General features: G+C 69.1%; 10 protein-coding genes. 2 read left to right on the forward strand and 8 right to left on the reverse strand.

Annotation, left to right across the window (positions count from 1 at the left end; genetic code table 11):
• Positions 1-148: 148 nt before the first annotated feature.
• From AC1D15_RS02550 to AC1D15_RS02570, 5 genes are all read right to left on the reverse strand, one after another.
• The gene (locus AC1D15_RS02550) at positions 149-916 is read right to left on the reverse strand and encodes an SDR family oxidoreductase (protein WP_477824802.1); all 768 of its coding nucleotides are present in this window, start codon (positions 914-916) and stop codon (positions 149-151) included.
• Positions 913-1,728 carry a BPSS1780 family membrane protein gene (locus AC1D15_RS02555; protein ID WP_156155041.1) on the reverse strand — a complete coding sequence of 272 codons (816 nt, stop codon included), beginning with the start codon at positions 1,726-1,728 and terminating at the stop codon, positions 913-915. Before AC1D15_RS02555 ends, AC1D15_RS02550 begins: the two co-directional genes overlap by 4 nt.
• A 14-nt stretch (positions 1,729-1,742) precedes the next feature.
• A complete protein-coding gene (locus AC1D15_RS02560; protein WP_477824803.1) occupies positions 1,743-2,702 on the reverse strand; it encodes a homoserine kinase in 960 nt (319 codons plus the stop codon).
• Positions 2,703-2,710: 8 nt separating this feature from the next.
• Positions 2,711-3,052 (reverse strand): hypothetical protein, encoded by a 342-nt coding sequence (locus tag AC1D15_RS02565; protein ID WP_156155042.1) that lies wholly within the window; start codon positions 3,050-3,052, stop codon positions 2,711-2,713.
• A gap of 71 nt (positions 3,053-3,123) precedes the next feature.
• Positions 3,124-3,990 (reverse strand): DNA ligase, encoded by an 867-nt coding sequence (locus AC1D15_RS02570; protein ID WP_465113685.1) that lies wholly within the window; start codon positions 3,988-3,990, stop codon positions 3,124-3,126.
• 477 nt (positions 3,991-4,467) lie between these two features.
• Here AC1D15_RS02570 and polA point away from each other — a divergent pair, with 477 nt between their 5' ends.
• Complete coding sequence (gene polA, locus AC1D15_RS02575; protein ID WP_477824804.1) at positions 4,468-7,296, forward strand: DNA polymerase I; 2,829 nt, start codon at positions 4,468-4,470, stop codon at positions 7,294-7,296.
• A 94-nt stretch (positions 7,297-7,390) separates the two neighbouring features.
• Here the strand turns inward: polA and AC1D15_RS02580 are convergent, their stop codons facing one another.
• Positions 7,391-9,370, reverse strand: a complete 1,980-nt coding sequence (locus AC1D15_RS02580) for a PhoX family protein (protein ID WP_477824805.1) — start codon at positions 9,368-9,370, stop codon at positions 7,391-7,393.
• A gap of 226 nt (positions 9,371-9,596) precedes the next feature.
• Here AC1D15_RS02580 and AC1D15_RS02585 point away from each other — a divergent pair, with 226 nt between their 5' ends.
• The gene (locus AC1D15_RS02585; RefSeq protein ID WP_047509600.1) at positions 9,597-10,286 is read left to right on the forward strand and encodes a P-loop NTPase family protein; all 690 of its coding nucleotides are present in this window, start codon (positions 9,597-9,599) and stop codon (positions 10,284-10,286) included.
• 15 nt (positions 10,287-10,301) lie between these two features.
• Here AC1D15_RS02585 and AC1D15_RS02590 read toward each other — a convergent pair whose 3' ends face one another.
• Positions 10,302-12,299, reverse strand: a complete 1,998-nt coding sequence (locus AC1D15_RS02590; RefSeq protein WP_477824806.1) for an alkaline phosphatase — start codon at positions 12,297-12,299, stop codon at positions 10,302-10,304.
• Positions 12,296-12,781: a hypothetical protein gene (locus tag AC1D15_RS02595; protein ID WP_465113689.1), complete on the reverse strand. Its 486-nt coding sequence runs from the start codon at positions 12,779-12,781 to the stop codon at positions 12,296-12,298. The genes AC1D15_RS02590 and AC1D15_RS02595 overlap by 4 nt, the downstream gene beginning before the upstream one ends.
• Between the last annotated feature and the right edge of the window lie 17 nt (positions 12,782-12,798).

The following is a 12,798-nucleotide window of genomic DNA, read 5'->3' on the forward strand; positions in this document are numbered from 1 at the left end:
CAAATGAAAGTGACTCGCCCGGCAGGGCGAAACCTGCCCGCACAGCGCAGCGTCCGGGGCGAGACCCGGCAGCAGCCTCACGCAGTGAAAGGAAGCCCCCGCAGGGAAGAGAAAGCCCTCGCGCAGCGAGTCCCCCACCGGGAAGAGGTCAGCCCCGCCCAACGAATGGCATCTGCGTCGCCATGACCGTCATGCTGAGCACATTCGCCTCCAGCGGCAAGCCCGCCATGTGCAGCAGCGCATTCGCCACATGCTGCACATCCATCCGCGGCTMCACCATCGTGCTGCCATTGGCTTGCGGCACGCCGCGCGTCATGCGCTCGGTCATGTCGGTGGCGGCATTGCCGATGTCGATCTGGCCAACCGCGATGTTGAACGGCCGGCCGTCCAGCGAGCTGGCCTTCGTCAGCCCGCTGATCGCATGCTTGGTGGCGGTGTAAGGCGCCGAGAACGGCCTCGGCGCATGCGCCGAGATCGAGCCGTTGTTGACGATGCGCCCACCCTGCGGCGTCTGCGCCTTCATCAGTCGGAACGCCTCCTGCGTGCACAGGAAGGCGCCCGTCAGGTTCACGTCGACCACCGCCTTCCACTGCTCGTAGCTCAACTCCTCGATCGGCATCGCCGGCGTGCCGGCACCGGCATTGTTGAACAACAGGTCGAGCCGGCCGAAGCGCTCGCGCGTAGCCGCGAACAATTCCTTCACCGACGCCGGATCCCCCACATCGGTGGGCACCGCCAGCGCATTCGCGGCCCGCTCGCCCGCCTGCGCCAGCGTCTGCTGCAGCGGCTCGGCGCGGCGGCCGGCCAGCACCACGCCCCAGCCCTCGCGCAGCAGCGCCAGCGCACACGCGCGGCCGATACCGGTTCCGGCACCGGTGACAAGAGCGATCTTCGACGGCGCGGCGGCTGCATTCATGGCGACGGACTCCCGGTGTCGGTGTCTGCCGACGGCAACTCGAAGCTGTCGGCAAAAGTGAAGAACAGCGATGCGTAGAAGGCGCTCAGGATCATCAGCCAGACCGGCAGCATCAGCACCTTGCCGACTTCCAGCTGGCCGAGCAGCGACGACACCAGGCTCACCAGGATGACGGCCGCCAGCGCCGTACCGAACCAGACGAGCATGTAGATGGCGAAGGCGCCGCGGTTGCGCCAGCACGCCACCAGGCTGAAGAACAGCGCCTTCGACGCGCTCATGCCGCCCCAGTGCACCAGGCCCGGCGCATGCCACCAGACCACGCTCAGCACCGAGCTCAACGCGAAGAGCACCAGCATGCCCAGCTGCAGGTGGCCGTCGGACAGGCGCGCGTCGAGCACCTCCGGCGGGGTGTTGGCGCTGTACAGCAACTGCTGCAGTTCGATCACCCGCGAGCCCGCGATGGCATAGGTCAGCAACCAGATCAGGAAGGCCGCCAGCGCATAGCCGGCATAGAGCCACAGCTGCGCGCGCCGCCGCGGCCCGTCGACGCGCAGCGGCGCGATGAACACCGTCGGCATCGGCGAGCGGCCGGCCAGCGTCAGGCGCGTGGCGATCATGAAGCCCAGCGACAGCAACGGGAACGCCCCGAGCAGCAGGAAGGGCCCGAGCAGCGGAATGAAGGCGAGCACGAAGCTCGCGAACAGCGACAGGCCGAGCAGGCCGGAGTAGGCGAGCGGCCGCGTCGCGAAGGCGGCCACGCCCTGGCGCACCCAGAGGGCGCCGCGGCTCGCGGGAACATGCTGGAATTTCATCGGTCAGCCATCGGTCAGCCCATCGCCGGATGCCAGGCGTTCTCGACGCGCTGGCGCAGCACGCGCTCGAAGTGAGTGGGGTCATGGGCCTTCAGCACCGACGCATCGCGCGGCAGGTGCAGGTCCCACAGGCGGGAGATCCAGAAGCGCAAGGCCGCGGCGCGCAGCAGCGCCGGCATCAGCCGCCGCTCGCTGGAGCCGAGCGGCCGCACCGCGTCGTAGGCCTCGACGAAGGCGAGCGCGCGGTCTTCGGCCAGGCGGCCGGTGTCGAGGTCGATGCACCAGTCGTTCAGGCACACGGCGATGTCGAACAGCAGCGCATCGACGCCGGCGAAGTAGAAATCGAAGAAGCCGGTCAGCGCGTGGCCCTCGAACATCACGTTGTCGCGGAACRGGTCGGCGTGGATCGGCCCGCGCGGCAGCGCCGCATAGGCCGGCGACGCCGCCACCTGCTGCTGGAATGCGAGTTCGGCCTCGATCAGCGCGCGCTGCGCATCGGCCAGGAAGGGCAGCACCACCGGCACCGTCTCGGCCCACCAGGCGAGGCCGCGCAGGTTGGGCTGCTGGCGCGGAAAGTCGGCGCCGGCCAGGTGCATCTGCGCCAGTGCGGCGCCCACGCTGCGGCAGTGCAGCTCGTCGGGTGCGAGCTGGTGGCCGCCGCGCAGGCGGTCGACCACCGCGGCAGGCTTGCCGTCGATCTGGTGCAGGATCTCGCCCGCGGCGTCGGCCTGCGGCTCGGGCACCGCGACGCCGTGGCGCGCCAGGTGCTTCATCAGGTGCAGGTAGAACGGCAGCTGCTCGAAGCTCAGGCGCTCGAACACCGTCAGCACGTAGCGGCCCTGCGTGGTGTCGGCGAAGTAGTTGGTGTTCTCGATGCCGGCCGCGATGCCCTTCAGCGCGGTCAGCTCGCCGATCTGCAGGCGGGCCACCAGCGCGGCGGCGGTGTCGAACGAAACCTCGGTGAAGACAGCCATCGGCCCGCTCAGAAGGCAAGGACCTGCCAGACCCGCTGGCCGGCGACGCCGCGCGAGCCGTTGGGCGCCTGCGGCACGCCCTTGGCGGCGTTGTCCGGCAGGATCTCGTACTCGCCCTTCAGCGGGGCCTTGGTCTTGACGACGATGCGCTTGACCTCGCCGCGCACGCGCAACTCTTCGATGCGCGAACCTTCGTCCTCGTGCACCAGGTGGTCGACCTGCGGTTCGCCGGTGTCGAAGTTCTCGACCGGGGCCGGAATCGGCTTCGGCGCCGGCACGGGCTCCGCATGGAGGGCGGGGGCGATCGACGACAACAAGGCCAGGCAGGCCAGCACGGGCAGCAGCTTCATGGGGGCATTGTAGGCAGCGCTGCCGCGCACGCCCCGCGCCGGGGTCAACCACCACTGGCCCCGTCCCCAGCTCAGTCGGGCCGCACCCGCAGGAAGGTCGCGAAGCGCGGCAGGCCGCTCTCATGAAACCCGCGGTAACGGTAGGTCACGGTCGCACCGATCGGCGGCGGCTGGCGGCGCTCGGCATCCTTCAGCCCGCTGCCGAGCCGGAAGCGCCGGCCGTCGGGCATCTCGACCAGCAGCGCCCCGAGCTGGCCGGCGTACTTGCCTTCGCCCGGCAGGTGGCCGACGACGCGCGCCTCGGCGTCGTCCTGCGGCTTCAGCTTCAGCAGCGCATCGCTGCGGTCGCGCAGGTAGAGCGAATCGCCGCGGTGCAGCACCAGGCCCTCGCCGTTGACCGAGACGACACGGCGCATCAGCTTCAACAGCTCGGCTTCATCCGCGGCCCGGCCGTGCACCACCGCCTCGATCCACGTCGTRCCKACCGTCTTGACCAGGCGCTCGATCAGCGGCAGGCGGTGGTCGAAATCGCCCGGCTCGTCGGGCAGATCGAACACCATGAAGCGCATCTCGCGCCACGCGGCGTCGTCCGGCACCTCGGCGGCGACCGTCGATGCCGCTGCGGTGAAGCGGCCGCGGCCGGCCCACAGCTCGCCATCCATCGCGCGCTGCGGCCAGCCCGACGTGAACCAGGCCGGCACGCGGATCGGGTGGCCGTTGCGCGTCAGCAGGCGCTTGCCATCCCAGTAGCCGCGCACGCCGTCGTATTTCTCGCTGACCCAGTGCAGCGCGGGCTGGAAGGCGCCACGTGCATACGGCTGGGCCAGCATCATCGAAGGCTTGCCGTGGCCGATCGCCGCGGCCTGCACGGCAGTGGCCAGCGGCACGCCGGCATGGAGCGCAGCGACCAGCACGGTCAGCGCGATGGGTGGGAGCATGAGGAGCCTTTGCCGTTTACTGATTCTCGTGCTCAGGCAATTCGCCAGCCGAGTGCACCCAACCCCGGATGGTCGATCCCGGGGTCCCTGCGATCTCTCTCGCGCGCTCCATTCCGAACCCCGCACGCAGGGCCGCATCTTCGCGCTCGGCGATGTCTTGATCGGCACGCCACGCCGCGTAAGGCATGCAGCCGCCAGGTACTGTCGACGGGATGGCATCCCGTGCTTGCGCTTTTTCGTCTTGAATCTTGCCAGCAAGTTCCGAGCTGTCGCGGGTCGATGGTGTCGAGGTCGATGGCTCTTCAATGTCGTTGCGAGGCGATTGTTGTGGACTCTGTCTCGAGATCATGCGTGCCGGCTCCCATCAAGGGGTTGTTCGATGTCCATCGCGCCGCCGCCGCGGCGACAGGATGCCAGCCTGAGTAACCGGCCTCCATGCCGAGTTCCATCGCATGCGCCATCCGCCACAATGGCCGGATGACCGACACATCCACCACTGACGCCGGCACGCTGCTGCTGGTCGACGGCTCCAGCTACCTCTACCGCGCCTACCATGCGCTGCCCGACCTGCGCAGCGCCGAAGGCTTCCCGACCGGCGCGCTGCACGGCATGGTGGCCATGCTCAAGCGCGCCCTGATCGACGTGAAGGCCGGGCACGCGGCCTGCGTGTTCGATGCCAAGGGCAAGACCTTCCGCGACGACTGGTACCCCGAGTACAAGGCCCRGCGCGCGCCGATGCCCGAGCCGCTGGTGCAGCAGATCGAGCCGATCCACGAGGTGGTGAAGCTGCTCGGCTGGCCGGTGCTGATGGTGCCCGGCGTCGAGGCCGACGACGTGATCGGCACGCTGGCGCGGGTGGCGGCCGAGCGCGGCCACCGCGTCGTGATCTCCACCGGCGACAAGGACCTGGCGCAGCTCGTCAACGAGCGCGTGTCGCTGATCAACACGATGAGCAGCGAGAAGCTCGACGTGCCGGGCGTGATGGCGAAGTTCGGCGTGCCGCCGGAGCGCATCGTCGATTACCTGACGCTGATGGGCGACACCGTCGACAACGTGCCCGGCGTCGAGAAGGTCGGCCCGAAGACGGCCGCGAARTGGATCGCAGAGTACGGCTCGCTGCAAGGCGTGATGGACGCGGCCGCGAGCATCAAGGGCGTCGCCGGCGAGAACCTGCGCAAGGCGCTCGACTGGCTGCCGACGGGCCGCAAGCTGGTGACGGTGCGCGACGACTGCGAACTGGCCGAGCACCTGGCCGGTTGGCCGGCGCTCGACGGGCTGGCGCTGAAGCCGACCGACAACGCCGCGCTGCTCGACTTCTACGGCCGCTACGGTTTCAAGAGCTGGAAGCGCGAGCTGGAAACGGCGGTGGCGGCACCGCCGCCCGCGCCGGTCAAGGCAGTAAAGCCGCCCAAGCCGCCGGCCGACAGCGCCACGGGCGACCTGTTCGGCGACGGCGCACCGGACGAGCCCGCTGCCACGGCCACGGACGAGCCGCCCTCCGACGGCCGCTACGACACCATCACCAGCTTCGAGGCGCTCGACGCCTGGATCGCGCGCCTGAAGGCCGCGCCGCTCGCAGCGTTCGACACCGAGACCGATTCGCTCGACCCGATGCGCGCGCAGCTGGTCGGCGTCTCGTTCGCGGTGCAGCCGGGCGAGGCGGCCTACGTGCCGCTGCGCCACGACTACGCCGACGCACCGGCGCAGCTGCCGATCGACGAGGTACTGGCGCGCCTGAAGCCGTGGCTCGAAGACGCCGCCGCGCCGAAGCTCGGCCAGAACATCAAGTACGACCTCCACGTGCTGCAGAACGCCGGCATCCTCGCGCGCGGCTTCGTCCACGACACGCTGCTGCAGAGCTACGTGCTGGAGGCGCACCGCCCGCACAGCCTGGAAAGCCTGGCCGAGCGCCACCTGGGCCGCAAGGGGCTCAGCTACGAAGACCTGTGCGGCAAGGGCGCGCACCAGATCCCGTTCGCGCAGGTCGACGTGGCGCGCGCGGCGCGCTATTCCGGCGAGGACAGCGAGATGACGCTGCAGGTGCACCAGGCGCTGTGGCCGCAGATCCAGGCCGAGCCGGGGCTGCTGCGCGTCTACCAGCAGATCGAGATGCCGACGGCGATCGCGCTGCAGCAGATCGAGCGCAACGGCGTGCTGATCGATGCGCTGGTGCTGTCGGCGCAGAGCCAGCAGCTGGGCGAGCGCATGGTGGCGCTGGAGCAGGAGGCGCACGAGCTCGCCGGCCAGCCGTTCAACATGGGCTCGCCGAAGCAGATCGGCGAGATCCTGTTCACCAAGCTCGGGCTGCCGGTGATCAAGAAGACCGCGAGCGGCGCACCGAGCACCGACGAAGAGGTGCTGGACAAGCTGGCCGAGGACTACCCGCTGCCGGCCAAGCTGCTGGAGCACCGCAGCCTGGCGAAGCTGAAAGGCACCTACACCGACAAGCTGCCGCTGATGGTGAACCCCGAGACGCACCGCGTGCACACGAACTATGCGCAGGCGGTGGCGGTGACGGGGCGGCTCGCGAGCACCGACCCGAACCTGCAGAACATCCCGATCCGCACGCCCGAAGGCCGGCGCGTGCGCGAGGCCTTCATCGCGCCGCCGGGGCACGTGATCCTGAGCGCCGACTACTCGCAGATCGAGCTGCGCATCATGGCCGACATCAGCGGCGACGAAAGCCTGCTGAAGGCCTTCGCCGAGGGCATGGACGTGCACCGCGCGACCGCGGCCGAGGTGTTCGCGATCGAGCCGGCGGCGGTCACGAGCGAGCAGCGGCGCTACGCGAAGACGATCAACTTCGGGCTGATCTACGGCATGGGGGCGTTCGGGCTGGCGTCGAGCCTGGGCATCGAGCGCAGCGCGGCGACGAACTACATCGAGCGGTATTTCGCGCGCTACCCGAGCGTGAAGCGCTACATGGACGAGACGCGGGCGTCGGCCAAGGACAAGGGCTATGTCGAGACGCTGTTCGGCCGCCGCATCTACCTGCCCGAGATCAACGGCGGCAGCGGCCCGCGGCGCGCCGGTGCCGAGCGGCAGGCGATCAATGCGCCGATGCAGGGCACGGCGGCCGACCTGATCAAGCTCGCGATGGTGGCGGTGCAGAACGTGCTGCTGGCCGAGCAGCGCGCGACGAAGCTCGTGATGCAGGTGCACGACGAACTGGTGCTCGAGGTGCCGGAAGCCGAGCTCGAGTGGGTGAAGGCCGAGGTGCCGAGGCTGATGGCCGGCGTCGCGAAGCTGAAGGTGCCGCTGGTGGCGGAGGTGGGGATCGGGCGGAACTGGGACCAGGCGCATTGATGAAAAAGGGGCCGCAGGCATCACGCCCGCGGCCCCTTCCCTCTTCTGGCCAGCACCGGCCACCTCCGTGGCCGTTCCTCCCTGATCAGCCGAATCAGCCGAGTTCGGGCAGTCCCGTCAGGTAACCGACGGCCGCGCCGAACTTGTCCTTGTAGTTCGCCTTCACCACCGGGTCCAGGCCCGTCTTGAGCGCGGCCGGCATGCCGCCGACGAATTCGCCGGGGTGCTGGAAGTTGCTCATGATGTAGGTCCAGCCATTGATGTCGTCGACCGCGTGCAGGCCGGTCGATTCGCCGCCTGCCGGCACCGACAGCAGCCGCGACAGCTTCTTCGTGTCGACGTTGTAGGCCCACAGGAAGTTGTTCGCGTGCGTGCTGCTGTCCTCGCCGATGAACAGCGTGCGCATCTTCTCGGAGAACTTGATGTTGTCCGGGTTGCCGATCTTGTCCGGGTTCGACGTGTTGCCCAGGCGGTCGACCGCGATGTCCTCGCCGACCAGCAGCGCCTTGGTCTGCACCGGCACCCACTCGCTGTCGATCGCGGCGCCCGAGGTGTCCTTCTGGCCGCCGGCCAGCGTGTGCGCCAGGATGCCGCCGGCCACCAGCTTCTTGTCCAGGCTCACGCCCATCTCTTCGCGCCAGGCGGCGTCGCCCTTCACCATCGAGGCCTGGATGTTCTGCAGCGCCGAGTAGCCGATCTTGTCCTTCGCGTTGACGGTCGTGCCTTCCATCTTCGTGAAGACCATGCTCGCGCCGACCAGGTTGGCGTAGCGGTGCGTCTCCAGGAAGGCCGCGGCCTTCTCCATCCCCGGCACCAGCTTGACCCAGTTGGCCTTGCCGTCGCAGAAGATCTTGGTGTACGTGGCGTCCAGCGGATCGGTCTTGCTGACGGCCATGATGTCCTTGGCCTTCAGCGTATTGGCCAGAACCTCGATCTCGGCGCTGGTGGCATGGCCGAGCTTGACCCAGGTCAGCGCCGCGCCGGCGGCAGCCGGGTCGATCGAGAAGCCGGCGCCGACCTTGGCGACGTAGAGCGTGCCGGCCGACAGGTCTTTCGCCTTGTCGGCGACGAACATGAAGAAGCCGCCGTTCGTGTAGTCGTCACCCATGATCGCGGTGCGCTGGTCCGGCATCACCTGGATCAGCTCGTGCGAGATGCGGCCCAGGCAGAAGTGCTTCTTGATCGTGCCGGTGCCGTCGGGGTTGACCGTCACTTCCGGCAGGTGGCCGTAGTGGTACGGGTTGGCCTTGGTCTCGTCGCCGAAGGTGTTCTTGCTGTAGGCCTTGAACTGCGTGTTGGTGTCGATGAAGGCCGCATCCGGCTCGTACTCCTCGCTCGACAGGTGCGTGCCCCACGGCGACAGGCTGGCGCCGCAGGTGATCCACAGACCGTGTGCCGGCGAGGTGTCGACGTTGTGGTACTTCACCAGGCTCAGCTTGCCGGTGGCCTGGTCCTGGTCGAGCGTCAGCACCGCGATCGGCGAGGGCAGCGTGCCGTACGTGTCGGCGCCGGCCTGGTTGCGCGTCATGTACTCGAACTGCACGACGGCGAACACCGCCTTGCCCTTCAGGCCGGCGACGGTCGGGTTCGGCACGGTCAGCAGCGAGCTGCCGTCYGGCGAATCGGAAAAGAACTGGCGCTCCTTGCCGACCATCGAGGTATCCCGGATCGGCTGGCCGGCCATGTCGACGTAGCCGCCGGCGAGGATGGTGCTGCCCTTGCCGTCCGGCACCATTTCACCGGTGATGAAGAAGGGCTCGTACTTCAGCGCGAAGGTCTGGGTCGTGCCGTCGCTGTAGTTGGCGATCAGCTTGGAGCCGACGGACGTCGCTCCCATCGCGGCCAGTTCGGCAGCGGTGGGAGCGGCCACGTCGGCGGCAGCGGGCGCGGCCATCGCGGTGAACTCGACCGAGGTCACGGTGGCGGCCGGTGCGGCCGGCGCCGGACCATCGTCACCACCGCCGCAGGCGGCCAGCAGGCCGGCGAATGCGGTGGAACTCGTCATCGGCAGCAGCGGGGCCCCGGACAACAGCTTCAGGAGACGGCGACGCGCGTCGACGGTTGGGTGGCTCATCAGGCTTCCTTGGAGAGTGAGGGAGAAGGCACGTCACCGCGCGTGGCGGGTCGTGTCGAGGTGTGTCTTGGCGTGCGGCAGGTTAAGCAGGCACCATGAAAGCGGCGTGACAAGCGCATGACGGCACCATGACGCCTCGAAACACCTTGCGCGGCAGCCCGGCAGGCCCGTGRCGCGCTTGCGTTCATACTGTCGCCCGACCACCAAACCTCGGAGAAGCTTCGGCATGAGCAAGATCCACTTCATCGGCGGCGAAAAGGGCGGCGTCGGCAAGTCGCTGATGGCACGGGTGCTGGCCCAGTACCTGATCGACCGCCAGATGCCCTTCATCGGCTTCGACACCGACCGCTCGCACGGTGCGCTGATGCGCTTCTATGCCGGCTACGCGTCGCCGGTGCTGGTGGACCGCTACGAGGCGCTCGACGCGATCGTCGAGGCCGCGGTGGACCAGCCCGACCGCCGCGTGCTGGTCGACCTGGCCGCGCAGACACACGACCCGCTGGTGCGCTGGATGGACGAGTCGGGCGTGCTGAACCTGCTGGACGAGACGAACTCTCAGGTCCACTACTGGCACGTGATGGACGCCGGCAAGGACTCGGTCGACCTGCTGAAGAARCTGCTCGACCGCTTCGGCCCGAGCTTCAAGTACGTGCTGGTGCGCAACCACATCCGCGGCAGCGACTTCTCGGTGCTGGAGCAATCGGGCGAGCAGGCCCGCGCGCTGTCGTTCGGCGCCAAGGTGGTGACGATGCGCAAGCTGCACGACACCGTGATCCAGAAGATCGACGCGGCGAGCATCAGCTTCTGGAATGCCCGCGAAGGCGACAACGACGCGACGCTGGGGTTGATGGACCGCCAGCGCCTGAAGATGTGGATGCGCGACGTCTACCGCGAAGTGGACGACGTGGAGGTGTGACGTAGCCCCCGGGGGCTACTTCGTGCCCTTGGTCGCCGCCTGGGCGATCTTGAAGAAGATGTCGGTGTTGTCCATCACGCCGCTGAACAGCGAGGCCCCGCGGCCGAGGGCCGACAGCGGGACGTCGGTGGCGGTGTGCACCGCCTGGTCGCCCGGCACCTGGCCGGTCACCAGGAAGCCCGCCCCCTGGTTGCGCACGCTCGGGTTCGCCGGGTAGCCGCTCTGCGGCGCCTGGCCGACGAAGGGCTGCTGCGAATCCTGCGTCGGCGTCGCGTTGGCGAGCCAGCTCTCGTAGCGGTCGGCGTTGGCGCCGTAGCCGATCAGCATCTTGTAGTCCACGTCGGTGCTCTGCGGGTAGCCGTCGGCGGCGATCGTGTACTTCGGGAACTTCGCGGCCTGGTAGACGCCGACCACCGGGTCGCGCAGCGTCGCGGCGCTCGGCGCGCTCGCGCCCTCGGCCGGCGCGGCGGCGGCGCGGATCGCGGCCACCGGCTTGGTCGACGCGCCGATGATCGCGGCGCCCGAGCACTCATGGTCGGCCGTCACGATGACCAGCGTGTCGGGGTGCTTCGCGGCGAAGTCCTTCGCCACCTGCACCGCGCGGTCGAACTCGATCACCTCCAACAGCCAGCGGTCGGTGTCCATCAGGTGCGCCTGCTTGTCGATCGACGCGCCCTCGATCAGCGCGACGAAGCCGTTCTTCTGGCGCGACAGCACCTGCAGCGCGGTCTCGGCCATCTCGTCGAGCATCGGCTGGTCGGGGAAGCCGTAGTCGTCGACGATGGTCGAGACGCCGCGGCGCTTGTTGATCTTGTCGAACGCGACGTTCATGTTCGAGTACGAGAACAGCCCGAGCAGCTTGTCGGCACCGGCCGCCGCAACCAGCCCGGCGCGGTCGGGCGCATAGGCGAAACCGGCGCCCTGGAAGTCGGCGATCAGGTCGCGCGCCGGGTCCTTCGCGCCCAGCGCCGCGCCCCAGCCGGCCACCAGGTCCGGCGGCAGCACGTAGTCGGACTTCGCGTCGCGCTGCGAGCCGTTGACGGCCTGGCCGTTGCGCGAGCCGTCGGCCTTCAGCGCATCGCCGTTCGGCAGGAACCACTTGCGCCCGCCACCCATCAGCACCGACAGGCCGGTCAGCCCGCGGTCGTCCAGGAACTGGTCGACGATGCCGGTGCCGTTGCCGCGGTTCGAGGTGTGCACCGCGTTGGCGGCCGGCGTCGCGTCGAACACGTCGGCCGTCGTCACGATGCCCAGTGCCTTGCCCTGGGTGCGGTGCAGGTACTCCGACAGGTACTCGACGCGCGGGTTGTCGAACGCGTCGGCGGTGTCGTCCGGGAACACGCCTTCCTGGTTGTTCGCAGCCTTGTTGCCGGTCACGTAGTTCGACATGCCGGGCGAAGAATCGGTGACGATCGCATCGAGCGACGAGGTCATCACCATGCCGGTGTTCGGGAAGGTGTCCATCGCGAGCGCCGCATGCGCCTTGCCCTGCGCATAGCCCTTGGCCATGATGCGCGCCGCGGTGCGGTGGGCCGCGCCCATGCCGTCGCCGAGCAGGATGATGATGTTCTTCGCCTTGCGGCCCGCGCCGGCCAGCGCAACCACTTCGAAGTTGCCGGTGGCGCTGACGCGCTGGCCGTCGCTCTGCGTCGCGTTGACGGTCAGCTTGTGGATGCCGGGCTTCGCGTTGGAGTAGGCGCGCTGCGAGACGACGGCGGCGTTGGTGCCGGCCGGCAGGCTCAAACCGGTCGTCACGACGCTGGTGACGGCCGAGGCCGGCTTCAGCACCACGCCGTCGACCGCGAACTCGAACGAGGCGAGCGTGGTGCCGGCGTCCAGCCGCACGGTGGCCTGCAGGTCGAAGCGCTGGCCGGGCAGGAAGCGCGCGATCACCGGCGGGTTCGGGTCGTTCGACGTGAACAGCTCGCTCGGCGGCACGAGGCGCGTGACGCTCGGCGCGGCCTGGGCGGAGGCAGCGGCGAGCAGGAGGGCGGCAACAGCAAGGCGGGTCATTTCGGGGACTCCAGGAGAACGGATGCGGATTCGGGGTCGAGCACGAGGCGCACGAACGAGCTGCGGCCGTCGGCCTCGCGCTGCGCGCCGACCTGCAGCGTGCCGGTGAGCGAGACGAGGCCCGGGCGGTACGAGATCGTCCGCGCAGCGAGCGGGCCGGCGAGGTGCAGGTAGAGCGTCGAGGCGGGCAGGTCGTCGGCGAAGCTCTCGTCCTCGTCGCCGAGCGAGACCGGCAGCGGGGTCAGCAACGCGATGCCCGGTGCGGCGGACGACGCCTCCTGGTGCGCAAGGTAGCCGGTGATGCGCACCGGCTGGCCGTCCAGCGACAGCAGGCGCGCGCTCGGCACGAGGCCGCGCGGACCGACCGGCAGCTGGAAGAACTCGCGGAACTTCAGATCGGCGGCCTGCGGCCCGGCCTCGGCCGCGACAGAACCCAGCAGCGTGGCCGCACACAGCAGCCACGCCTTCCAACAACGACGCATGGGTCTCCCTCCACGAC

This window comes from Rhizobacter sp. P2_H2, assembly GCF_056403375.1.